General features: G+C 46.2%; 22 protein-coding genes and 1 pseudogene. 6 read left to right on the forward strand and 17 right to left on the reverse strand.

Features of this window, described 5'->3' with window-relative positions; translation table 11 throughout:
• From NSQ09_RS01980 to NSQ09_RS02040, 13 genes are all read right to left on the reverse strand, one after another.
• Positions 1–651 (reverse strand): acetyltransferase, encoded by a 651-nt coding sequence (locus NSQ09_RS01980; protein WP_341030493.1) that lies wholly within the window; start codon positions 649–651, stop codon positions 1–3.
• Positions 648–1,256: a sugar transferase gene (locus tag NSQ09_RS01985; RefSeq protein ID WP_015251185.1), complete on the reverse strand. Its 609-nt coding sequence runs from the start codon at positions 1,254–1,256 to the stop codon at positions 648–650. Before NSQ09_RS01985 ends, NSQ09_RS01980 begins: the two co-directional genes overlap by 4 nt.
• On the reverse strand, positions 1,253–2,770 hold the full coding sequence (locus NSQ09_RS01990) for an MATE family efflux transporter (protein WP_341030495.1): 1,518 nt from the start codon (positions 2,768–2,770) through the stop codon (positions 1,253–1,255). The genes NSQ09_RS01985 and NSQ09_RS01990 overlap by 4 nt, the downstream gene beginning before the upstream one ends.
• The gene (locus tag NSQ09_RS01995; RefSeq protein WP_041351734.1) at positions 2,767–3,801 is read right to left on the reverse strand and encodes a glycosyltransferase; all 1,035 of its coding nucleotides are present in this window, start codon (positions 3,799–3,801) and stop codon (positions 2,767–2,769) included. The genes NSQ09_RS01990 and NSQ09_RS01995 overlap by 4 nt, the downstream gene beginning before the upstream one ends.
• A complete protein-coding gene (locus tag NSQ09_RS02000; protein WP_041351735.1) occupies positions 3,798–4,874 on the reverse strand; it encodes a polysaccharide pyruvyl transferase family protein in 1,077 nt (358 codons plus the stop codon). Before NSQ09_RS02000 ends, NSQ09_RS01995 begins: the two co-directional genes overlap by 4 nt.
• Before the next feature lie 4 nt (positions 4,875–4,878).
• Positions 4,879–5,913, reverse strand: coding sequence for a glycosyltransferase family 2 protein (locus NSQ09_RS02005; protein WP_041338912.1), 1,035 nt, complete (start codon positions 5,911–5,913; stop codon positions 4,879–4,881).
• A 24-nt stretch (positions 5,914–5,937) separates the two neighbouring features.
• Positions 5,938–7,041 carry a biofilm exopolysaccharide biosynthesis protein EpsG gene (gene epsG, locus NSQ09_RS02010; RefSeq protein WP_041338909.1) on the reverse strand — a complete coding sequence of 368 codons (1,104 nt, stop codon included), beginning with the start codon at positions 7,039–7,041 and terminating at the stop codon, positions 5,938–5,940.
• Positions 7,038–8,192 carry a glycosyltransferase family 1 protein gene (locus NSQ09_RS02015; RefSeq protein WP_021480649.1) on the reverse strand — a complete coding sequence of 385 codons (1,155 nt, stop codon included), beginning with the start codon at positions 8,190–8,192 and terminating at the stop codon, positions 7,038–7,040. Before NSQ09_RS02015 ends, epsG begins: the two co-directional genes overlap by 4 nt.
• A complete protein-coding gene (epsE, locus tag NSQ09_RS02020) occupies positions 8,185–9,021 on the reverse strand; it encodes a glycosyltransferase EpsE (protein ID WP_003244557.1) in 837 nt (278 codons plus the stop codon). The genes NSQ09_RS02015 and epsE overlap by 8 nt, the downstream gene beginning before the upstream one ends.
• On the reverse strand, positions 9,018–10,163 hold the full coding sequence (locus tag NSQ09_RS02025) for a glycosyltransferase family 4 protein (protein WP_041333237.1): 1,146 nt from the start codon (positions 10,161–10,163) through the stop codon (positions 9,018–9,020). The genes epsE and NSQ09_RS02025 overlap by 4 nt, the downstream gene beginning before the upstream one ends.
• An 11-nt stretch (positions 10,164–10,174) precedes the next feature.
• The gene (locus tag NSQ09_RS02030) at positions 10,175–11,995 is read right to left on the reverse strand and encodes a polysaccharide biosynthesis protein (RefSeq protein WP_171518537.1); all 1,821 of its coding nucleotides are present in this window, start codon (positions 11,993–11,995) and stop codon (positions 10,175–10,177) included.
• A gap of 234 nt (positions 11,996–12,229) precedes the next feature.
• The gene (epsB, locus tag NSQ09_RS02035) at positions 12,230–12,913 is read right to left on the reverse strand and encodes a protein tyrosine kinase EpsB (RefSeq protein WP_041333238.1); all 684 of its coding nucleotides are present in this window, start codon (positions 12,911–12,913) and stop codon (positions 12,230–12,232) included.
• Between the two features lie 5 nt (positions 12,914–12,918).
• Positions 12,919–13,623 (reverse strand): YveK family protein, encoded by a 705-nt coding sequence (locus NSQ09_RS02040; protein WP_041333241.1) that lies wholly within the window; start codon positions 13,621–13,623, stop codon positions 12,919–12,921.
• Between the two features lie 245 nt (positions 13,624–13,868).
• On the opposite strand from NSQ09_RS02040, the gene slrR reads away from it, so the two are divergent.
• The 3 genes from slrR to NSQ09_RS02055 all read left to right on the forward strand — a co-directional run bounded on the left by slrR (position 13,869) and on the right by NSQ09_RS02055 (position 16,065).
• Positions 13,869–14,327, forward strand: a complete 459-nt coding sequence (gene slrR, locus NSQ09_RS02045; protein WP_014480956.1) for an HTH-type transcriptional regulator SlrR — start codon at positions 13,869–13,871, stop codon at positions 14,325–14,327.
• A gap of 74 nt (positions 14,328–14,401) precedes the next feature.
• On the forward strand, positions 14,402–15,871 hold the full coding sequence (gene pnbA / locus NSQ09_RS02050; RefSeq protein ID WP_284929264.1) for a para-nitrobenzyl esterase: 1,470 nt from the start codon (positions 14,402–14,404) through the stop codon (positions 15,869–15,871).
• A 2-nt stretch (positions 15,872–15,873) separates the two neighbouring features.
• A complete protein-coding gene (locus tag NSQ09_RS02055) occupies positions 15,874–16,065 on the forward strand; it encodes a hypothetical protein (RefSeq protein WP_048654998.1) in 192 nt (63 codons plus the stop codon).
• Positions 16,066–16,092: 27 nt separating this feature from the next.
• Here NSQ09_RS02055 and padC read toward each other — a convergent pair whose 3' ends face one another.
• The 4 genes from padC to NSQ09_RS02075 form a co-directional block, all read right to left on the reverse strand.
• Positions 16,093–16,578 (reverse strand): phenolic acid decarboxylase, encoded by a 486-nt coding sequence (padC, locus tag NSQ09_RS02060; protein ID WP_015384708.1) that lies wholly within the window; start codon positions 16,576–16,578, stop codon positions 16,093–16,095.
• 22 nt (positions 16,579–16,600) lie between these two features.
• Complete coding sequence (locus NSQ09_RS02065) at positions 16,601–17,056, reverse strand: DUF3237 domain-containing protein (protein ID WP_129137954.1); 456 nt, start codon at positions 17,054–17,056, stop codon at positions 16,601–16,603.
• A 130-nt stretch (positions 17,057–17,186) separates the two neighbouring features.
• Positions 17,187–17,870, reverse strand: coding sequence for a broad specificity amino-acid racemase RacX (gene racX / locus NSQ09_RS02070; protein WP_306372903.1), 684 nt, complete (start codon positions 17,868–17,870; stop codon positions 17,187–17,189).
• A 15-nt stretch (positions 17,871–17,885) separates the two neighbouring features.
• Positions 17,886–19,241 carry a serine hydrolase gene (locus tag NSQ09_RS02075; RefSeq protein WP_341030500.1) on the reverse strand — a complete coding sequence of 452 codons (1,356 nt, stop codon included), beginning with the start codon at positions 19,239–19,241 and terminating at the stop codon, positions 17,886–17,888.
• A gap of 538 nt (positions 19,242–19,779) precedes the next feature.
• Between NSQ09_RS02075 and sacB the strand changes: the two genes are divergently transcribed.
• The 3 genes and pseudogenes from sacB to aspP all read left to right on the forward strand — a co-directional run bounded on the left by sacB (position 19,780) and on the right by aspP (position 24,496).
• Positions 19,780–21,201 (forward strand): levansucrase, encoded by a 1,422-nt coding sequence (gene sacB, locus NSQ09_RS02080; protein WP_001022105.1) that lies wholly within the window; start codon positions 19,780–19,782, stop codon positions 21,199–21,201.
• Between the two features lie 73 nt (positions 21,202–21,274).
• Positions 21,275–22,825, forward strand: a complete 1,551-nt coding sequence (gene levB / locus NSQ09_RS02085) for a 2,6-beta-fructan 6-levanbiohydrolase (protein ID WP_341030501.1) — start codon at positions 21,275–21,277, stop codon at positions 22,823–22,825.
• A gap of 107 nt (positions 22,826–22,932) precedes the next feature.
• Positions 22,933–24,496 (forward strand): annotated as a pseudogene (aspP, locus tag NSQ09_RS02090) (aspartate/proton symporter AspP).
• Positions 24,497–24,537: the final 41 nt, after the last annotated feature.

Consider the following 24,537-nt stretch of genomic DNA (forward strand, 5'->3'; position numbering starts at 1 on the left):
TCATCCTTTGTTTGATGTTTGAATGGAAGAAATGATGCGTGCCGGAGCACCGGCCGCCGTTACCCTGTCCGGTATGGGACGGATCACCGCGGAGCCGGCTCCGACAATGCTCCAAGCCCCGATTATGATCTGCGGTATGACGGATGCACCGGTTCCGACGTGAGCGCCTTCCTGAACGGAAACCGCTCCTGACAGCGTGGCACGCGGGGACAGATGAACGTAATCGCTGATTTGATTGTCGTGCTCTGCCACTGCACCCGTATTGATGATGCAATGAGCGCCGATGCGCGCATCCGCCTGAATGATCGCGCCAGCCATAATCACTGTCCCTTCCCCAATGACAGCCGACCTGCTGACGATGGCTGACGGGTGAACCAATGTAATAAAATCATCTTTCTTCAGTCCCAGTCGCTCCGCCAGCTGTTTTCTGACACTGTTATTCCCAACAGCAATCAGAAACAGCACATCAGGAATGAGCCTGCGCAGTTCAGTAACGGCTTCCGGCGGTCCTGTGTACCATTCCTTTCCGCCTTCGAACGTTTTGAATTTATCATCCAGCACCGCGGCTAAGCGCGTATCTGAGCGGGCGTTTATCAGCTCCCTGATCACCTTTCCGTGTCCGCCGTCACCCACAATGGCCACGTTTTTCATGAGGACACATCTCCGCTTCCGGTAAACCGTTCCGCGGTCACATGATTGGTTTGCTGAATCCCTTCTGAAACAAGGACCTTTCGCACCGTCAAACATAAAATTTTCAAATCGAGAAAAAATGACCGGTTGTCAACGTACCAAACATCTAATTCAAATTTCTTTTCCCAGGAAATCGCGTTTCTGCCATTGATTTGCGCCCAGCCTGTGATACCCGGCTTCACCTCATGGCGCCGTGCCTGTTTTTCTGTATAAAGAGGCAGATAGTCCATCAAAAGCGGCCGCGGCCCGACAAGGCTCAGATCGCCCTTCAGGACATTCAGGAGCTGCGGAAGCTCATCAATGCTCAGCTTTCTGATCAGCCTGCCCGTTTTCGTCAGCCGGACTTCATCGGGCAGCAGATTTCCCTCACCGTCCCGTTCATCCGTCATTGTCCGGAACTTATATAGGGTGAACGGTTTGCCGTGCAGGCCCGGCCTTACTTGCTTAAAGAAGACAGGTGATCCTATTTTCAGCCTGACAACGGCGATGGTGAACAGAATGATCACACTTGTACAGCACAACAAAAAAATGGCGGCCGTCAGATCAAAAAGTCGTTTCAGGATCAAAGATTCACAGCTCCTTTCATTTTTCGAAACCGTTTTAATACCAGCTGTCTTTCCTCTTTTGTACAAACGAGCATAAAAGCGAAAACAGCGTAGCAAAAGCTGACTGTCACTCCCGTCGCTATCAGTGACGGCCAGCCGTCAATCTTCACAAAGAATTGAATTGCCTTACAGACCGTCCAGGCAAATACAGCGGCTGAAAGAGGCCCGATTATGCCTTTAAAGAACACGTGCTTTTTGTAGCCTGTAATGCGGGATACGTAAAGCGGCGTAAAGATGGCATTTTTTAAAATAAGAGAAATGGCCCCTGCCAATGTTATGCCGTACAGACCGAGATGAGCCGGCCCGCTCAGCGTGACCGCCAGCACCACATTCACCGCACCTAACAGCAGGGTAACAATCGCCGGTGTTTTTTGTTGATTAAAAGCGGTCCATATATAAAACAGCGGCATAAAGGCGAGGCTGACAACCAAGTATCCGGCATGAATAAATAAAAGCGGTGCTATCGTTGAAAAGGACGGTCCGAGCCAGATTGTCAGAAAAGGTCCCGCCAATCCGCCCAATAAGGCAGCAGGAAGTGCAAGCAAAAGACCATTGAGCCTTACTGCCTTATTGGCGTAATTCATCAATCCTTCCATATCGCCTTTTGAATAATATGAAGTCATGATGGGCGCAAACAGGGATGCGACCGTTCCGGCCAAGCTGCGCAAAAGCAGCGGAAACTGGATAATCGCCGCGTATTTCCCGGATGCGGACGCCCCCAGCATCAAATTGGCGGTTAACAGATCAATCTGCAAAAAAAGCAGGACGCCGATTTGATTGACGGAGCTCCATGCGCCCGCTTGAAACAGCTCCTTGCTTGTGCGGAATGAAAGATCCTTCATACGAAACGAAAACCACGGAATCAGCTTTTTGAAGAAATAGAAAGACAGCACAGACGCAATAACAGCACCAGCTAAAGCTGCAAGCTGGATCTGCCAGATTTTCGGCGCAAAGCATGCAAACAGGAGCAGCACAGACAGCACCCGTATAAGCATTTGCACCGCCTGAATGGAACTGGTGATATAAAGGCGGTTGGCATAAAATGGTGCAGCGCCGAAACCCGCCATCAGAAACGTTAAAATAAACAGCAAACTGCCGATTAAAATCGACAAACGCACATCAGCCAAAAGCGCTTGCGGCACATTCATGACGCGGTCAATAAAAAAAGCCGAACCCGCAAGCGGCAGCAAGAGCAGCAATGAAATCAAAACAGAGGCCGCTAAATAATTGCTGATATACGCATTTGCTTTCTCCCGCTCTTCCCTGTGGGCAGCAACAGAAAAGAACCGAACGACAACCGAGCTGAGCGCCACGGTAATAATCGAAAAGTAATTAATCACATTTTGTGTCAAGTGAACAAAGCCAAACGCTTCCACACCGAGCGTTTTGACAATAAAAGGCGTCATCCAAACCGATAGGAAAACAGACAACAGAAAAGCCGTGAGATTAGCGCTGAAATTTATCGTGAATTTCATGCCTGCTTCGCACTGCCTTTCATTTTCCCCCGCTGCTCGAAAAACAGCTTGATGAGAAAAGTGAGCCGCCATTTACACAGTGCTAATACCAAACGCTCTCCTCTTAATAATTTCTCATGCTGAAACGGTGTATGTCTGACAGCCTGCCGCACCATGTCATAGGATAAAATCTGTCTGATCTTCTTTTTGATGTCTTTCGGCGAATTCGGAGAAGCACAGGCATTTGCCAAAAGCATCGGAAGCTGGTGCCTGCAAATGTACACATTCAAATCTTCTTGGCATGCGCCTGCTAAGCCATAGTGATTGTAGAATGCGATTTTAGCTTGATATTGTTTTTGAAGATGTTCATCCATCGCCGGCTTATAAGGGATTTCTGTCAGGCTGTTCGGGTTTTCACGATAAATGTACAATCCCTCATCAAGCATTTTCACCCGCTCCGCTTCGCAAAAAGCGGACAAATTGAAGGGAGAGTCTTCAGCAAAACGGATGTCTTCATCAAACATCAGATTCGCCCTATCAAAAAGCTCACGGCGGTAAAGATAACGCCATACATACCAGATAAATCTCGTTTCGTGAGCATGTTTAAGCCGTTCAGTCATTTCTCGTTTTGTCAGCACGCGGTTTGCCTCAAGCTGCGGCGGCACATATGTCCGCCTGTCCGATGACTGCTTGTAAAAACCGCATCCGACGATGTCGAGCCGATTTTGCTCCGCTTCTTCAGCCAGCCTCTGGAACATGGCGGATGATACATAATCGTCTCCGTCTACAAAGCCGATGTAAGTTCCCCGCGCAGCCTTTATTCCCGTATTTCGCGCTGAACTAAGCCCGCCGTTTGCCTGATGAATGACCCGGATTCTCGCATCCCGTTTTGCATAATCCTCTGCAATTTCGCCTGAACGATCCGGTGTTCCGTCATTCACGAGGATGATTTCAATATCAGAAAGCGTTTGACGAAGCAAAGAATCAATGCACTCCCCTATAAATGGTTCAACATGATACATCGGGACAATAATGCTGACGAGCGGGGTCATTGCGCTTCACCGCTGATTTTGTCACGCAGACCTTTAAAATACACATCTCTCGGAAAGCCGGCACGGGGTGTTTCTTTTGTTAAAAGCTCATTGACTGCGGCTGTTACGCGCTCTGGCTCCGGATGTTCTATCAGCTTCATGAACGGGATGTCTTTAAGCCATTGATAGCCCTCCATTACCTTATGGTCAAAGGAGCGAATGACAACACACGGCGTTCCTGTCAGCGCGCAAAAAATCATGCCATGAAGCCTGTCAGTGACGACGGCTTCTGCGCTTTGCAGCTTAGACCACAGTGCTTCAAGTTCTTGTTCGCGTGTATCGCGGCTGACCCGGCGGCCGATCGTTGTCGTAAAGGATTGGATCTCGCCGAATTCCTCACATAGCGCAGCCTTGACCCGGTTCCTCTGGTCCTCCTGAAGCACGCTTTCCTGATCCTCGCGCAAACACATATAAACCCCTTCGCGTTCTGCGGGGGTCTTGCTTCTATCTAAATACAGCACCATGTCCGGCTGCTTCAAAATTGTTTTTTCTTGAAAATGCTGTTTCATAAATTGATACGTTGTTTCATCCCGTGCCATGAGCAATAGGCCGGGGTGCGCATTATAAATTTTCTGTGCCCGTTTCAGCTCTTTGCGCCCCTTTTTCGTGTCAGAAAAATGAGCCGTTGCCGGAAGCTGGACAACCCGATAGTCATGGAATGTTTTAATGATGAAGCGGCGCGTCCACTCCTCATAACGGTATAAATCCCCCATGTTTCCGCCGCCGATGATAAAGACCATATCCTCCGGATGGCGCGAGCGGATCAGGCTTTTTGCTGATTTGTAAATGTCCTTCATATCGACCTCGACGATGTCAAAGTCCGGGTACTCTTGCTCAAGAAATGCCTTGCTGGCGTAAGCAATTGCATGATCTCCCAAATTGTCATGGGACGGCAACAGGGTCAGTATGATTTTTTTCTGATGTGCTGCGGCCTTTATCGGCTGATCTGCCGCTCCCAGCCAATATTGGGACGGGTATTTGACCTTAAGCAGCAGCCATTCTGCAAAATTGATTTTCAACGATTGTAACGACATGTCCTCACCCTCTGTTTCTCATTTTGTACTCGATCACCCGCTGATACACAGCCGATGCCATCGCGACGAACGGAATCATTCTGTATTTCGCCATCAGAAGCAGGCATGACCGTTTTGCGTCAAAAGGCGCTGTCCCCGTTTTTGAAAGACTTTCTTGAAACACCGGGTTCGCGCATATCACGCCAACATTTCTAAGCTTTTCAAACAGCCGGCGGCTGCCGCTCGTTTTCCATTCATTCAGCATACAGATGCTGCTGTGAAGAACGATAAAGGTATCAAGCTCCTTGCGATACTCCTCCAGTTTGTTGTTCTCCTGTAAAAACGCCGCATTCGCCTCATACAGCGCAAGTCCTGATTCAAACAATTTTTTCTGATAGCGCTGAACAATGGAGGAAAGGTGAATTCGGTAATGATAGAGCGGCGTTTTTACGTAGGATACTGAGCGGGCGAAAAAATGAGCCCTGAAGCTGAAAAACTGATCCTCGACATGCTCCAGCTCGCCTCGGAGCGGAAACGACAGCCGATGGGCTTCAATCATGCTTCTTCTGTACAGTTTGTTCCATGAAAACCCTCTGACCTTCCCTTCGAATAACGCCTTGATATAGTGCTCCTTCGGCTGATCCTGATAGGTTTGGGCAATGTCTGAGTCCATGGTTTTGCCAGTGTCCTCAAACTCTGCGGCGTAATTGCAAATGACCAGATCAGTTTTATCGCCTGCTGCCCGGAGCATCTGCTCGCAATAATCAGGCTCAATCCAATCGTCTGAATCGATAAACGCGATAAATTCGCCGCGTGCCGCCTCAATGCCTTTATTCCGAACCGCACCGAGACCCTGGTTCTCTTGATGAATCACCTTGAACCTGTTGTCCATTTTGGCGTATTCTTCGGCGATATCCGGGCTGGCGTCTGCTGAACCGTCATTAACAATGATGATTTCTATATTGTCCACTGTCTGGTTCCGCAGTGATTCGAGACACGTTCTGATATATGTTTCTGTGTTATAAACAGCGACTAACAGACTAACCGCAGGTATTTCCATAATGACCGGCTCCTCTTGCATAAATTACCGGGAAAAAATCGTTCTGTAAGGCAGAACGGATGAATCAACCGGCATAAGCAAATAACTGTAAAGAAAATAACAAACAACAATAGCGATATAGATAAGGGCGTTCGATTTTTCATCAAATATTCTTACAAAATAAGGGATTAAGATCATTTGATACAGACCGAAATAAATATTGAATCTGGCAAAAATCACGTCCTTTGTTGCCAAAAGGCCGAACAAAAAACCAAGCAGGCACAAATTAACGACAATATCGATTTGCGGCCACAGACTCCGCAATCGTTCTTTATAGCAAAATGCAAGGAACAGCGGCAGAACCAACACAGCGATTTTGATCACATTCATTCCATTTGTGTTCGTCATGAGCCATTTTTCATAATGGCTGTATGAGCTGTTTTCAAGTACAACGACAAACACAGAAATAAATTTTTGATATAAAAATGTCATGCCGAGAAATAAAGCGGATAGGCCGAATATCGCCGGTGACCAGGCTTTTCTTCTGACAATAAAGTACACCGGAATCATAATCAGCGCCGACGAATGAAAGAGAGAGCTGACCAGCACAATCAGGAAATATCGCTTCCAGTTCCCGCTGATGATATAACGGATCGCCCAAAACAAAGCAGCTGCGACCATGTATTGCCTGATGCCGTTAAAAGACGCGTAGTAATGAAAGGTTCCCAAAAACAAAAAGACACTCAGCTCAAACGGCCTGCCATAGTCGGCGAGTGTCTTCATAATAAAGCTGTAGGTCACGACCGCCACCGTAAAATACATGATTTGAGGATCTTCCGTGATGAAATTCATCAGCCAAAGGAATGCGGTAAACCCCGGATCTGTCGCTGTTTTCGCAGTGCCGAAACCGAATATCTGCCACACATTTTGATAATCGCCCGCCAATTCGTACAGCAGCGTGTACGTCTGAAAATCCGTGCCGACTCGATAGCGGAGACCTGACACGAGCACAAGTGAAGCGAGCGGAATCCAGATCAAAAGCTTATTCGGCCGATACCCCGTGGCAAGCGAATCGTCACGGCCGCCGCACATTTTAGCGAACCAAGACCAAATAAATACAATCCCCATATTGACGGCATATACAATCATCGGTTATGGTCCTTTTCCGTGCTGATGTTGTATACATTCAGCAGCGCTCCTACATTTTGCTGTGCATCGTAGCCAAGTTGAGCGAGTGTTTCTTTGATGAACTCACGCTTCGGCCTGCCTGCGGCGGCCGCCCTTGCAATGGTTTCAGCCCAGACGCTGATCGGCTCAGAAAGACTTAATCTTGTGACAAGCCCGAGACCGGCGTCGACTTTTTCTGTAATGCTGTCTGAAATGATGCATGGAAGCCCCGACGCCTGCGCTTCCACAAGCACAACCGGCAAGCCTTCGTACAGAGACGGCATGACAAATACATCAAATGTGCGCATCAATTCATGGATCCGTTCTTCCGTGCCTAAAAAGAGGACGTCTGAAAGCAAATTCTGCTGCCGCGCCTCCTCCTCTATCTCCCCGCGCAACGGCCCGTCTCCCGCCAGAACGAGCTGAAAGCGAACGCCTCTTTCTTTGAGATGTGCGGCAAGTTTCAGCAGGAACGCGTGGTTTTTCACTTCATGAAACCGGGCCACATGGCCAATGATGAGCCGGTCGGCTGCAATGCCGCGTGCTGCTTTTTCTTCATCAGCCGCCTGCCCATTTGGGGCGAACAACTCAAGGTCAATCCCGTTTGGAAGAAGGTGAACACGCTCCCGCTCCATATTGGACTGTCCAAATAAAAACCTGCCCGCATCCTCTCCGCAGGCACACAGCGCTGTCGCATTCGCCAAGATGAGCCGCCTGAACACCAGCAGCTGCAAGCGATCCTTCCAATTGAAGCCGGTCTTCCAAGACGTATTGTGGGAGTGGCATACCCTGACCGGCACTCCGGCAAGCCTTGCCGCAAGGGCGATAAAACCCGTTTGGAAATCCGTGTGCGCATGAACGGCGCTGAACGGCCCGTTTTCTTTTATCGCGTTTCTCACATTCCTCACAAATGTAAGGGGATTGCTTTGCCCAATGCTCGGGACATAAAAAAGCCGCCCGCCTAAAGATAAAATCTCTTCATCGTAAGCGCACGGATCATTTCGATACGTTAAAAAGTCAAATTGCACTTTGCTTTTGTCCATTTTCCGATATAAATTCATCACCATGGTTTCCGCGCCGCCCCTATTCATGCCGCTGAGAACATGGAGCACGCGTTTTTGGCTGCTATTCATGCTTGACAAGCCCTTCCTTTTGGTTCATCACTCTTTTTTTATGGTAGCGATTCATCACGGCTGCAGGCATAAACGCGCGGATTAACGGTTTTGCGATATATATGTAATCAGATAAAGGAAGCTTCAAGCGTCTGCACGCCTGATAGACAAGGATGGCATTGTCGATTGAATACGTAAATGACCGCCGTTTGAATGCATCGCTGTCTTCCCTCACTTTATACAAGGCTTCCTGAAGATTATAGCCCCTGAAGCCCTCTTCAAAAAAGCGAAGCCACAAATCAATATCTTCCATTCGTCTCGTCCGCCGCACCGACCGGTAGCCTTTCAGCGTGCGGTAGGCACTCGCTCTCATCATAATCGTGCCGTGGCAAAATGGGGTCCCTTTTGCCATGATGCCCGGCTCCGGAACAGAAGGCAGAATGCGGGCGCCTCTTACGCCAAATTCATCAAACACAAGCATGCCGGTGCCAACCACCTGATAGTGTCGGTGCTTTTCTAAAAACGCGACCTGCTTTTCCAGACGGCGCGGAAACGAAAGGTCATCTCCGTCCTGACGTGCGATATAATCGCCTGTCGCATGCGAAAGACAATGATTTAATGATGCGGCAAGCCGCTTATTTGTTTTGTTTTGAATCAGTTTGATGCGGTCGCTGTAATGAGCGGCATACTGCTTCGCGATGCGGAGCGTGCCGTCTGTTGACGCATCATCGCACAAAATCAGCTCCCAATTTTTATAGGATTGGCTGAGTATGGATTCTATGCTTTCTGCCAAAGTGCGTTCGCAATTATAAATGCCCATAATGACAGAAACTTTCGGTCCTGAGTTCATACGCTTTTCTCCTTTGTATCCATATCCATGTACGCGGAATAAATATCTGCCATTTCTTCCACCGTTCGCGCCTCCGAGAAGCGCAAGGCTGTTTTTCGGCCTTCCTGTCCCAGCTTTCGGCAGAGCTCCGGCTTATGGTAAAGCTGTTCAATCCGGCGGGCAAAAGCAGCACTGTCACCGATTTTGATCAGAAAACCGTTTTCTCCGTCGCGAATGATTTCCCGATGCCCGCGATTATCTGTGGCGATCGCCGGTTTTTCTGCCGCCATTCCCTCAAGCACATTCATGCCGAGGCCCTCTCTAATGCTGGATGCGACAGATACATCCGCAAGCTGAATCAGCTCATGTATGTCGCTGCAAAAGCCGTAAAAACAGACATTGGCGGAGGCACCAAGCTTTTCAGCTAACGTTTGATACGTTTGTTCCATTGCCCCTTCCCCGGCAAACACAAGGCGGAGCGAAGGAATTTTTTCTTTTAGCAAGGCTGCGGCTTCAATTAACTGCTTCTGGTTTTTGTTCAGATTGAGCTCAGCCGGATAAACCAATATAAAATCATCTTCACAGAACCCGTGCTTTTCTCTGAGTCTTTGCTGCTCTATCGGACTGACAGGCCGGAAACGCTCGGTGTTGACGCCAATGCCGTGAATTTTCTGCGTCCTTCCGCCCGGCCTTTGAAGTCCTTTCGCCCGTATGTAATCCTCTTCATTAATCGTAATCAGGCAGTCTGTATATGCTGAAAGCCATTTCTCAACCGGATAGTAAAGAAGCCAATTTTTCATCGGTGCCCCTTTGCAGAAGTGAAATCCGTGCGCTGTGTACAGCACCTTTGTTCCGTGCCGCCGTGCCTGCCTCGCCGCCAGTCTGGCGAGAACGCCGCCGACCGGTGTATGGCAATGGACAATGTCGTATTCATAGGTGTCAATCACTTTCTTCAGCTGCCTATAAACGGCCAGGTTCTGAGGGTCAAAAGGTGACCTGCGAATCGGGATGGAGAATTTCTCATCCACATACGGCAGCTTGGTTTGTCCGTTCGCGGCGACATGAACCTCCCAGCCCATTTGCTTGAACCATTTAAAATAAGGGAGGTGAAAGGCCTTAAAATGATAATCAACAGTCGCGCAAAACAATATCTTTTTCGTCATTTTCACTCCCCCTAATGAACGCTGGCAGCCGTCATTTCTTCTGATGTATTGATTGCAGCAAACAGCCTCGCTCTCAGGTCGGCTTCCGGCAGCTCATGAAAATCCTCGATAAAGCGCATCAGCACCGGCCAATCGCCGTCCACCGCTTTACCGATGTGAATTTTTGGAAAGATTTGTTCAGCATGGACTTCATTTTTGTTCAGCAATTCTTCATACATTTTTTCGCCCGGACGAATGCCAGTGAATTCGATTGGAACCTGCTCAGTCGTGTAGCCGGACAAATGAATGAGGTTTTTGGCAAGATCCACAATCTTTACGGGCTCTCCCATATCGAGAACGAAAATTTGACGCCCTTTCGCCAGTGCCCCAGCCTGAATCACAAGCCTTGATGCCTCGGGAATCGTCATGAAATAGCGGGTCATTGCCGGATGTGTTACTGTCACCGGGCCGCCTTTTTCAATCTGTTTTTTGAAAATTGGAATGACGCTGCCGCGGCTCCCGAGTACATTGCCGAAGCGAACAGCAACAAATTTGGTTCTGCTGACTTTCCCAAGATTCATAATAATCATCTCTGCGAATCGTTTTGTCGCCCCCATTACGTTGGCTGGGTTCACCGCTTTGTCCGATGAAATCAGCACGAATGTCTCAGTTCCCGACATATCGGCTGCTTCCGCGACATTTTTTGTTCCGATAATATTGTTTTTGACCGCCTCTTCTGGATTGTGTTCCATTAAAGGCACATGCTTATGGGCAGCTGCATGATAGACAACATGCGGCTCGTATTTTTTCATCAAGGTAAACATTTTATCGCGGTCCTGCACATCAGCGATTTCCGTATGGAACACAATGTGTTTGCCGAATCGTCCATTCAGCTCTGTATAAATCGAATGAATGCTGTTTTCCCCATGGCCGAGCAGAATAATTTCCTTAGGCTGAAACGCGCTGATCTGACGGCAGATTTCCGAGCCGATTGATCCGCCCGCTCCCGTGACAAGAACTGTTTTTCCTTTGATGCGGTTCGAAATTTCGCTAGTGTCGAGGGTTACCGGCTTTCTGCCGAGCAAGTCCTCAGCCTTTACATCTCTGATTTGTCCGGCAGTTCGTGTGCCAAGCAGCATTTCATCAAAATGAGGCATAATTTTAATGCTTACTCCGGTTCGCACACATTCTTTATATAACACCTGAAGCTCATGGGTGCGGAGTGAAGGAATGGCAATAATAATATAATTAATTTTGAGCTTTTGCACCGCAGGCATGATACTTTCTTTACCGCCGATTACGGGCAGCCCCATAATTTCTAATTTATGCTTCGTTTGGTCGTCATCAATAAAAGCGACAGGTATGATATCAGGTTCATCTTTCGAAAGCAGCTGCCTGACCATCAGAGTCCCACCTGAGCCCGCCCCGATAATCAGCGCGCGGGACGAGGCGCAGCGTTTTTTCCTGATGCTTTCGTTTAATACTCTAGATAAAATACGGGTCCCTCCAATAGACAAAAGCTGAAGCACCCAGCACGCGGTTAACAGACGGAAGAACATCGTATGATACACAGCATACTGAATGATACCGGTCACAGCGGCGGAAAGCGTAATCCCCTTAAGTAGGACAATCAGCTCGCCAAGCCCGGTGTATGTCCACACCTGTTTATACTGATTGAACAGGAAAGCACACACATGATAGCTGAGGAGCAAGCTGACAGCGGTAAGCAGTAATGCTCCGGAGTCATAAAATTGATAGGAATCCTTTAAAAATTGATATCCTGCAATAACTGAATTTAAAACGAGGTAAGTATCCAGCGCAATAATCATTGACAGTCTTCTCCGGTAACTCAACCTTTCCCCCCCTAATTCTTTTATCGGTTTAGCTGCGGCGGTTTTCGTCTCTCCAAAAAATCGGCAGCAGCTAAACCGACAATACGTCCTATGTATATATCAGATAAGTGGGCATTTAACCCATCCTCACGCCCCGCCAGCGACGACCAGCATCTAAGGCAGCAACTTCAGCTGCCCACAGCAGAGCCGAGTGCCTCCATTGATACAGGTCAGGAGACATCACCTTTACAAAAACTAGTAGGAATAGTGTTCCGATTTTTTCATTTTCTTTTTGTTTAAAAGAGCGCCTAACAGCTTCGCATTGGATTGTTCCAGTGCATCTTTTGCTTTCAGAACGGTATCGGTTTTTGTTTTTCCGCTTAAAACGACGAGCACGCTGCCGTCTGTTTGATTTGCTAGAATCTGAGTATCTGCAACAGCCAAAAGCGGAGGGGAATCAAAGATGACGAGGCTGAATTGTTCATAGATCTCAGATATTAAGTCTCCCATTGCTTTTGAAGACAGCAGTTCTGCCGGGTTTGGCGGGGTCGGCCCGCTTGTCAGTACATATAAGTTATCAATCGGCGTCTTTTGCACCGTCTCACTGAGTGAAGCATTGCCGACCAGCACATTTGTCAGCCCGGTTACATTATCAACCTGAAACGTCTGATTGATGGTCGGCTTTCTTAAATCGGCATCCACCAGCAGTACTTTCTTTTCCTGCTGCTGCGCAAAGACAGCCGCAAGATTCGCTGCACTGAACGATTTACCTTCACCAGGCACAGAGGAGGTGACGAGGATAGATCGCAAGTTGGTCTGGACAGATGAGAACTCAATGTTTGTCCGAATGGTGCGATATTGTTCCGCAACAACTGATTTATTGTGTAAAACAGATATTTGAGCCAAACCCCGCCTTGCTTTCTTTTTTCTAAAGATCACTCGCTTCACTCCCCGAAATGTTTTATCCCGCGATTCCGCACTTTGTGGACATCAGGAACGGAGCCTAAGCATGGCAATCCGGTTCTCTCGCTGAGCTGCCGTGCGCTTTTGCATGTATCATCGAGAAAATGCAGAAAAAATGCCAGTGTAATGCCGCCCATGACAGCAGCGCCAAAAGCCATGACCATATTTCGCAGCCTGGCCGGCTTGATCATCGGGCTTTCAGAAGCCTTCGCCTCTGATAATATATGTACGCCTTGTACATTCATTCTTTCATCTACTTCTTTTTCAAACTTGTTCACTAACGTGTTCGCAATCTCAGCTGCTTTCGCCGGATCGTGATCCTGAACGGCAACGTTGATTATTTCTGATTCATTTTCACTGCTGGTAACCACTTTTCCTTTCAGCAAGGAAGCCGATTCAGATAGGTGCAATTCCGCCTTAACTTCTTCCATCAAGGCAGTGCTTTTCATAATCGATTGGAACGTGCTGCTATACTGAAGATTTCGCTGGATGTCACTGAGATTCGAGTTTTCTTCACCGTCTGATTCATGAACCAGCACCTGTGTCGACGCCTGGTAGGTCGGTGAAATGACCTTAAATTGCACAAAACCCATCATAAGGGTGACGCCGATTGTGATGAGCAGAATCAGCACGAATCTGTGTCTGACAATCGCATATAATTCTTTGAAACTCATATTCTCATTCATGTATTCATAGCCTTCAGCCTTCCCGCGGCTGGCTTCCCGCGCCCCTTTCTGTTAATGATTGGATTATAAAAGAAAACGTTATTATTTAAAAATTGCAAAATAAGCCAATAAGTTCTCTTTAGAGAACAAAATCATGATTTTCCTCTAATTTACTGCACTTCCCTTATTATTTTAAATTTTATAAAGAACGAAACATTCCTTATAATGAACGAAATAACGACAGGAATAGAGGAGAATTTCATATTATGATTGGAAGAATTATCCGTTTGTACCGTAAAAGAAAAGGCTATTCTATTAATCAGCTGGCTGTTGAGTCAGGCGTATCCAAATCCTATTTAAGCAAAATTGAAAGAGGCGTTCACACGAATCCGTCCGTTCAATTTTTAAAAAAAGTTTCTGCCACACTGGAAGTTGAATTAACAGAATTATTTGACGCAGAAACAATGATGTATGAAAAAATCAGCGGCGGTGAAGAAGAATGGCGCGTACATTTAGTGCAAGCCGTACAAGCCGGGATGGAAAAGGAAGAATTGTTCACTTTTACGAACAGGCTAAAGAAAGAACAGCCTGAAACTGCCTCTTACCGCAACCGTAAATTGACGGAATCCAATATAGAAGAATGGAAAGCGCTGATGGCGGAAGCAAGAGAAATCGGCTTGACTGTCTATGAAGTCAAATCCTTTTTAAAAACAATGGGAAGATGATGATCGGTTAAGGGCTAACGTTCGCATCTGCAGGGTAAATCTGTTTATAATGGGGGAAAAAGGGAGAGAACACGATGACTCATCAAATAGTAACGACTCAATACGGCAAAGTAAAGGGCACAACGGAAAACAGCGTACATAAGTGGAAAGGCATCCCCTATGCCAAGCCGCCTGTCGGACAATGGCGTTTTAAAGCACCTGAGCCGCCTGAAGTGTGGGAAGATGTCCTTGATGCCACAGCATACGGCCCTATTTGCCCGCAGCCGTCTGATTTGCTGTCACTTTCGTATACTGAGCTGCCCCGCCAGTCCGAGGATTGCTTGTTTGTCAATGTATTTGCGCCTGACACTCCAAGCCAAAACCTGCCTGTCATGGTTTGGATTCACGGAGGCGCTTTTTATCTCGGCGCAGGCAGTGAGCCATTGTATGACGGATCAAAACTTGCGGCGCAGGGAGAGGTCATTGTCGTTACACTGAACTATCGGCTGGGGCCGTTTGGCTTTTTGCACTTGTCTTCATTTGATGAGGCGTATTCCGATAACCTTGGGCTTTTAGACCAAGCCGCCGCACTGAAATGGGTGCGAGAGAATATCTCAGCGTTTGGCGGTGATCCCGATAACGTAACAGTATTTGGAGAATCCGCCGGCGGCATGAGCATTGCCGCGCTGCTTGCTATGCCTGCGGCAAAAGGCCTGTTCCAGAAAGCGATCATGGAAAGCGGCGCTTCCCGAACAATGACAAAAGAACAAGCGGCAAGCACTGCGGCTGCCTTTTTACAAGTCCTTGGAATTAATGAGAGCCAGCTGGATCAATTGCATACGGTTTCTGCGGAAGATTTGCTAAAAGCGGCTGATCAGCTTCGGATTGCAGAAAAAGAAAATATCTTTCAGCTGTTCTTCCAGCCCGCCCTTGATCCAAAAACGCTGCCTGAAGAACCAGAAAAAGCGATCGCAGAAGGGGCTGCTTCCGGCATTCCGCTATTGATTGGAACAACCCGTGATGAAGGATATTTATTTTTCACCCCGGATTCAGACGTTCATTCTCAGGAAACGCTTGATGCAGCACTCGAGTATTTACTAGGGAAGCCGCTGGCAGAGAAAGCTGCCGATTTGTATCCGCGTTCTCTGGAAAGCCAAATTCATATGATGACTGATTTATTATTTTGGCGCCCTGCCGTCGCCTATGCATCCGCACAGTCTCATTACACCCCTGTCTGGATGTACAGGTTCGATTGGCACCCGGAGAAGCCGCCGTACAATAAAGCGTTTCACGCATTAGAGCTTCCTTTTGTCTTTGGAAATCTGGACGGATTGGAACGAATGGCAAAAGCGGAGATTACGGATGAGGTGAAACAGCTTTCTCACACGATACAATCAGCGTGGATCACGTTCGCTAAAACAGGAAACCCAAGCACCGAAGCTGTGAATTGGCCGGCGTATCATGAAGAAACGAGAGAGACGCTGATTTTAGACTCAGAGATTACGATCGAAAACGATCCCGAATCTGAAAAAAGGCAGAAGCTATTCCCTTCAAAAGGAGAATAAATATGGGGAAAACAGGATACATTGGTGCTGCCATTGTTGTGGCAGCTTGTATCATTATTTTGTCGGCCGTGGTATGTTTACGGGACACAGTCTATTACCAGCCTATGTGCTGGACTGGCATCATACTGTTTTTCGCGGGAATTGTGATGGTTCCCGCATACTCAGCAAAAAGAAAACCCGGAAAAGAGAAGTAATTCTCTTTTCCGGGTTTTTTATGTTTATTATAATTTTCCCGCGCGAATATCGTCTGTCATTCCCTCATAAGGAGCCTTCGAAATCACTTCTTCGTTGTCGACTCCTTCATTTTTCAGAAATGTAATTTCCGCAAATTCAGGTACAACGTATTTTGGATACGTTTCATATTTTTCGCGGGATTCTTCCATCAAATCAATGTGGTCATTTTGGTAGCAAACCGTAATTTCAGGATGTTCATGCACCCATTTCGGGAAGAAAATAATGCCGTGCATGCGTTTTTCATTTGGCATAAAGTTTAATGAAACATCCGTGCCAGTCGGCTCTGTCCAAGACACTTTATATACGCCTTCTGTCAGTTTGACAATATTCACTTCCTGATCCCGAACCCAGCGTCCGGCAACCATTCCGCTATGAATTCTATAATCAATTGTATGGTCATTTTTAATATAAATCTCGTATTCCCAGCCGTTTTCATACGTATAAATCATGTGGCTTCCGATAAAGTTTTCCATTTTTCACACTCTCCTTAGTCTTTTACTGCACTTCATAAATGTCTAGTCGAACGTAATCAGGGGTTCTTTCTGCGGAACCGATAAACAAGCGGTCATGGAGCCATTGATAGGCTTCACTGCCTGTTTCAAACGTCGGTACCGTACGGAAATAAACATGCTCCGGATCAATAATTTCCCCGGCTGCCGCTTGTTTTCGAAACGGCTCGCTGACTTGCCGTATTCCATTGTTTTCAATGTAAATCAGTTCATGATCTGCTGTTTCGATCACATACCTGGCAGACAAATCGGTTCTGCCGTCAGCGCGAATCATTTGCGAATCGGCACCGCCCGGCAAAATACGTCCCTTTACTTCCCCGGTTATTGTTCCCGAACGAATCGGAATGAATCGTCTCAGTCCCAGGCTTGTCTCACCAATCGTGATAGGCGGATCAACCTTGATTTCTAAAGAGGCGAATGGTTTTAAAACCGGCTTCTTCACGAGAACCACCTCACCTTCAGAAAAAATCATGTAACTATTTACATGTTTACTTTAACATCATTGCAGTTAACTGTCAAACAATAGGAACATAAAAAAACAAGGACTGTTTGAAGACAGTCCTTGTCTGAAGCTAGCTTTGATAAGCAAGATATGTGCTGACAGTGCTTTTGGCAAGACAGGCAGAGGAATCTATAATCGGAATCTCACTTTGAGTATGATCTAACACCGCATTTAAATCCGTGCAGGCTGAAATGATGATGTCTGCATGCTGACTGATTTCTTCATATAGCGTCTGCCACAATGCTTTTGAATGCTGCATATGATTTGGCTGTTTGATTGCGGCGATAAGCTGGTTCACAGCCTGCTGCCAATGGTCCTTGTGAACAACTTCTTGTCCATTTTCCTCCAGAACTTTTTGGTAGATGGCGGATTGGATGGTTGGCTCTGTTCCTAAAACCACCGCTTTTTTTGCAGGATGCGGAATCTCTTTTATCGTTTCCTCAACAATATGCAACATAGGAACCGACAGTGCCTGCTGAATCTCTTCATAGTAGACATGCGCCGTATTACAAGGCAGCGCAATGAAATCCACGTCTGTTTTCTCGAGCTTTACCGCTCCGTCGATAATCGCTTTTTTCATCTCGTCATGGTCAATTGGACGATCTGCATAGAAGGGCGTCGGGCATGAATAGATCATCATGTGCGGGTAGTCAATATCGTTTGAAGCCCCATACAGCTTCTGACAGTAATCAATCACCTTATCAATAAACGGTGAGGTCGATTTCGGCCCCATTCCGGCTAATATTCCGATCATCAAATTCATTCCTTTCTACTTCGTACGGACCGCTTCTTCCTCTGAGCCATCCTCATAGAGGATAAAGCTTTTCGCAGCATCCACACCTAACATGAATTCAATTTCAACAGACAGTGATCGCAGAAAGAAACGGGTTTCCGAGGAAGGAAATAACTCCAGTCTCAGCTGCCCGGTGATCTCCAAATAAAGCCGTTCATTCTCGGCTGTCACCTGTGCAGCCGTCCCATCCTGCAACAGGTAGCTGCCAACATAGCGGCTGTATATCGCCGCATCAATTGCTTTTTTCTTTTTATCAGCAGGACGTTCCGGGACCTCATATGGCTGGCCAAATAGAATATGTTCCGCCGCCTTCAGAATCGCTTGTTCATATTCAGTATCCTCTTCCTTATTACTCAAATAGATCAGCGTTTTACGATGATCGATATATCGGATCATCAACGTCGAATAGCCGGGCCATCCTCCGCTGTGGCTGACAATCCGCCCTTTTTCAGGACTATTTTGCAGTACCCAGCCAAAGCCATAATCAATTGTTTCTCCATTGTTGAGGCGCACTGGAGAAAACGCAGATTCCTTAGAAGCCTTGCTGATGAAATCGTCCTGATATAAAGCCTGATCAAATCGAAACAAATCGCTTGTGACAGAGTTCACCGTCCCATCTCCCTGTATGCCATCGAGATACACAACATAGTTCGTTTCCTCCAGCTCATCAGGGAGGACGTATGTTTCGGAATGTACATCATACACATATCCATATGCATAATGATCAATTCGCTCAGGCGAAAGCCTCCTGTTATACACTCTTGTTTCATTCATGCCGATCGGTGAAAAAATACTTGTTTTCATAAAATCCGCATAGCTCATGCCAGATGCTTTTTCAATGATAACCGCCAGCAGCACATACCCCGTATTGCTGTACATCCAGCCTTCATTCGGTTCAAAATAACCAGATAGCCCCTCATTCATCAGCATATCGACAATATCCTGATTCACCGCAATCTTGTGTGAATCCCAATTGGCAAAAAACCATCCCATATAATCAGGAAGCCCTGACGTATGGTTCAATAAATGCCGAATCGTTACGCCCTGATACGGAAAACCGGGCAGCCAGCGATCCACTTTATCCTCATAGCCAAGAATCCCCTTCTCCTCCAGCAAGATGATTCCCAATGCTGTAAAAGGCTTTGACAAAGACGCTAACTCAAACAAAGAGTTGGTTTTCAACGGGCGTTTTTCCGTCATTTCCGCATAGCCAAAAGAGTGGTGATATAAAATATCGCCACCCTCCGCAGCCAGAACCGTCCCGTTAAACTGATGTTTTTCGCCTAATGTCTCAAATAATGTCTGAAGATGCTTTCTTTTATTCTGCTTCATTCCTCCACCTCCCATATCTCTGTACGTTACTAACCTACTAACGTTTCAAATATTTTGAAAAACCCTTCAGTTAGAGATCTTTTTTAACCCATCACATATACCTGCCGTTCACTACTATTTAGTGAAATGAGATATTATGATATTTTCTGAATTATGATTCAAAAGGCAACTTTATGCCCATGCAGCAGAAGCTATAAAAAATACAGAGAATGAAAAGAAACAGATAGATTTTTTAGTTCTTTAGTCTCGTATCCCGCAAATCCTTTTATGATTTTCTATCAAACAAAAGAGGAAAATAGACCAGTTGCAATCCAAACGAGAGTCTAATAGAATGAGGTCGAAAAGTAAATCGCGCGGGTTTGTTACTGATAAAGCAGGCAAGACCTAAAATGTGTAAAGGGCAAAGTGTATACTTTGGCGTCACCCCTTACATATTTTAGGTCTTTTTTTATTGTGCGTAACTAACTTGCCATCTTCAAACAGGAGGGCTGGAAGAAGCAGACCGCTAACACAGTACATAAAAAAGGAGACATGAACGATGAACATCAAAAAGTTTGCAAAACAAGCAACAGTATTAACCTTTACTACCGCACTGCTGGCAGGAGGCGCAACTCAAGCGTTTGCGAAAGAAACGAACCAAAAGCCATATAAGGAAACATACGGCATTTCCCATATTACACGCCATGATATGCTGCAAATCCCTGAACAGCAAAAAAATGAAAAATATCAAGTTCCTGAATTCGATTCGTCCACAATTAAAAATATCTCTTCTGCAAAAGGCCTGGACGTTTGGGACAGCTGGCCATTACAAAACGCTGACGGCACTGTCGCAAACTATCACGGCTACCACATCGTCTTTGCATTAGCCGGAGATCCTAAAAATGCGGATGACACATCGATTTACATGTTCTATCAAAAAGTCGGCGAAACTTCTATTGACAGCTGGAAAAACGCTGGCCGCGTCTTTAAAGACAGCGACAAATTCGATGCAAATGATTCTATCCTAAAAGACCAAACGCAAGAATGGTCAGGTTCAGCCACATTTACATCTGACGGAAAAATCCGTTTATTCTACACTGATTTCTCCGGTAAACATTACGGCAAACAAACACTGACAACTGCACAGGTTAACGTATCAGCATCAGACAGCTCTCTGAACATCAACGGTGTAGAGGATTATAAATCAATCTTTGACGGTGACGGCAAAACGTATCAAAATGTACAGCAGTTCATCGATGAAGGCAACTACAGCTCAGGCGACAACCATACGCTGAGAGATCCTCACTACGTAGAAGATAAAGGCCACAAATACTTAGTATTTGAAGCAAACACTGGAACTGAAGATGGCTACCAAGGCGAAGAATCTTTATTTAACAAAGCATACTATGGCAAAAGCACATCATTCTTCCGTCAAGAAAGTCAAAAGCTTCTGCAAAGTGATAAAAAACGCACTGCTGAATTAGCTAACGGCGCTCTCGGTATGATTGAGCTAAACGATGATTACACACTGAAAAAAGTGATGAAACCGCTGATTGCATCTAACACAGTAACAGATGAAATTGAACGCGCGAACGTCTTTAAAATGAACGGCAAATGGTACCTGTTCACTGACTCCCGCGGGTCAAAAATGACGATTGACGGCATCACGTCTAACGATATTTACATGCTTGGTTATGTTTCTAATTCTTTAACTGGCCCATACAAGCCGCTGAACAAAACTGGCCTTGTGTTAAAAATGGATCTTGATCCTAACGATGTAACCTTTACTTACTCACACTTCGCTGTACCTCAAGCGAAAGGAAACAATGTCGTGATTACAAGCTATATGACAAACAGAGGATTCTACGCAGACAAACAATCAACGTTTGCGCCAAGCTTCCTGCTGAACATCAAAGGCAAGAAAACATCTGTTGTCAAAGACAGCATCCTTGAACAAGGACAATTAACAGTTAACAAATAAAAACGCAAAAGAAAATGCCGATATCCTATTGGCATTTTCTTTTATTTCTTATCAACATAAAGGTGAATCCCATATGAACTATATAAAAGCAGGCAAATGGCTAAGCGTATTCCTAACCTTTTTAGGAATATTGCTGTTTATCGACTTATTTCCAAAAGAAGAACATGACCAAAAAACAAAATCAAAACAGAAGCCGGACTACCGGGCGGCATATCATTTTACGACGCCGGATAAATGGAAAAATGACCCTCAAAAACCGATCTATTTTGATGGCAAGTATCATTATTTCTATCTATATAACCGGGATTATCCAAAAGGCAACGGCACAGAATGGCGCCATGCCGTCTCAGACGATTTGGTGCACTGGACCGATGAAGGCGTGGCGATTCCGAAATATACAAACCCGGACGGTGATATTTGGACCGGTTCCGTCGTGGTGGATAAAGAGAACACAGCCGGCTTCGGGAAAAATGCGCTTGTCGCGATTGTGACACAGCCCTCAGCCAAAGACAAAAAACAGGAGCAATATTTGTGGTACAGCACAGACAAAGGAAAATCATTCAAATTCTACAGTGGCAACCCCGTTATGCCTAATCCGGGTACAGACGATTTCAGAGATCCGAAAGTCATATGGGATGACCAAGATAACAAATGGGTCATGGTCATGGCTGAAGGATCAAAAATCGGCTTTTATGAATCCGATAATCTTAAGGACTGGCATTACACAAGCGGATTCTTCCCAGAACAGACGGGAATGGTGGAATGTCCCGACCTCTACATGATGCGGGCAAGCGACGGAACGAATAAGTGGGTTCTCGGTGCCAGCGCGAATGGCAAACCGTGGGGCAAACCAAATACGTACGCCTACTGGACCGGAAGCTTCGACGGAAAAGAATTCAAAGCGGATCAGACTGAAGCCCAATGGCTTGACTATGGCTTCGACTGGTATGGCGGTGTGACGTTCGAAGACAGCAAAAGCACAGATCCATTAGAAAAGCGGTATGCGCTTGCCTGGATGAACAATTGGGATTATGCCAACAACACCCCGACAATGAAGAACGGCTTTAACGGCACAGATTCTGTCATACGCGAAATCCGGCTGAAGGAGCAGGATGGAACATACAGCCTCGTCTCACAGCCGATTGAAGCTTTGGAGCAGCTGACTGTTTCAACTGACGAAATAGAGGATCAGGATGTGAACGGATCAAAAACATTGTCGATAACAGGTGATACGTACCAGCTTGATACGGATCTTTCTTGGTCAGAGCTAAAGAATGCAGGCGTCAGGCTCAGAGAATCAGAAGACCAAAAACGCCATATTGATGTCGGTATTTTCGCTGAAGGCGGCTATGCTTATGTCAATAGAGCAGCCACAAATCAGCCTGACAAAAGCAATACCTATGTCGAAAGCAAAGCTCCTTATGATGTAAGCAAACGTAAAGTGCATTTGAAAATACTTGTCGATAAAACAACGATAGAAGTATTTGTTGGCGACGGGAAAACCGTTTTTTCAAATGAAGTCTTCCCAAAGCCTGAAGATAAAGGAATTACCCTTTATTCTGACAGCGGCACAGCCTCCTTCAAAAATATAACAGTGAAACACTTTGATTCGATTCATGAATAAAAACAGGGGCGGCGCAGGCTGCCCCTGTTTTTTTATTAGGAGCGGTATTCTCTGTTACATATTGGGCATTGTAAGAAATATAAGGCTGGTTTCAAAGGAGGAAGCGAATGTCTAAACAAGGAAATTTTCAAAAATCAATGTCGCTGTTTGATCTGATTTTGATTGGGATGGGAGCCATCTTTGGATCAGCGTGGCTGTTCGCTGTCAGTAATGTCGCTTCAAAAGCAGGGCCCTCCGGCGCTTTTTCCTGGATCCTCGGAGGAGCCATTATTTTGTTAATCGGGCTCGTATATGCAGAGCTCGGAGCCGCTCTGCCCCGTACCGGAGGCATCATTCGATACCCCGTTTATTCACATGGCCACCTTGTCGGCTACTTAATTTCGTTTGTCACGATTGTCGCTTATACAAGCTTGATTTCAATTGAAGTGACAGCTGTGCGCCAGTATGTGGCCTATTGGTTTCCCGGCCTGACCATTAAAGGGTCTGATTCGCCGACCATTTCCGGCTGGATCTTGCAGTTTGCCCTATTATGCTTGTTTTTCCTGCTGAATTATTGGAGCGTCAAAACCTTCGCTAAGGCGAATTTCATCATATCGATTTTTAAATATATTGTGCCGATTACCATCATTATTGTGCTGATCTTTCATTTTCAGCCGGAGAATTTATCCGTTCAAGGATTTGCACCGTTTGGATTTACAGGTATTCAGGCTGCCATCTCGACAGGCGGCGTCATGTTTGCGTATCTCGGCCTGCACCCGATTGTATCTGTAGCAGGTGAAGTCCCAAAATCCAAAACGCAATATCCCGATCGCTTTAATCATTTGCATCATCGTTTCAACCATCATTTATACTGTTTTGCAGGTCACCTTTATTGGTGCAATCCCGACAGAAACACTGAAACATGGCTGGCCGGCAATTGACCGGGAGTTCTCATTGCCGTTTAAGGATATTGCGGTCATGCTCGGGTTAGGCTGGCTTGCAACGCTTGTCATTTTAGACGCCATTCTGTCTCCCGGAGGAAACGGGAATATCTTTATGAATACGACATCCCGCCTTGTTTACGCCTGGGCGCGTAACGGCACATTATTTGGCATATTCTCAAAGGTCAATAAAGATACGGGGACACCCCGCGCTTCGCTTTGGCTTTCGTTTGCCCTGTCCATTTTCTGGACACTTCCCTTTCCTTCGTGGAATGCGCTCGTCAATGTCTGTTCAGTCGCGCTCATTCTTTCATATGCGATTGCACCCATTTCTTCAGCTGCGCTGAGGGTCAACGCGAAGGACTTAAACAGGCCGTTTTATTTAAAAGGAATGAGTATTATCGGGCCGCTTTCCTTTATATTTACAGCGTTTATCGTGTACTGGTCAGGATGGAAAACAGTCTCCTGGCTGCTCGGTTCACAGCTCGTGATGTTTTTGATCTATCTCTGTTTCAGCAAATATACGCCTAAAGAAGATGTCAGCCTCGCTCAGCAGCTGAAATCAGCCTGGTGGCTTATCGGGTTTTATATTATGATGCTGATCTTTTCCTACATCGGTTCTTTCGGACATGGTTTAGGGATTATCAGCAATCCCGTCGACCTCATTTTAGTCGCGATCGGCTCACTTGCGATTTATTACTGGGCAAAGTATACCGGGCTCCCAAAAGCCGCCATTGATTACGATAAATAAAGAAGCAACAGGTTTTCTTGCTTCTTTATTCTTTACAAACA

Origin of the sequence: Bacillus sp. FSL W8-1202 (assembly GCF_038006165.1) — a bacterium.
GTDB classification, from domain to species: Bacteria; Bacillota; Bacilli; order Bacillales; family Bacillaceae; genus Bacillus; species Bacillus subtilis.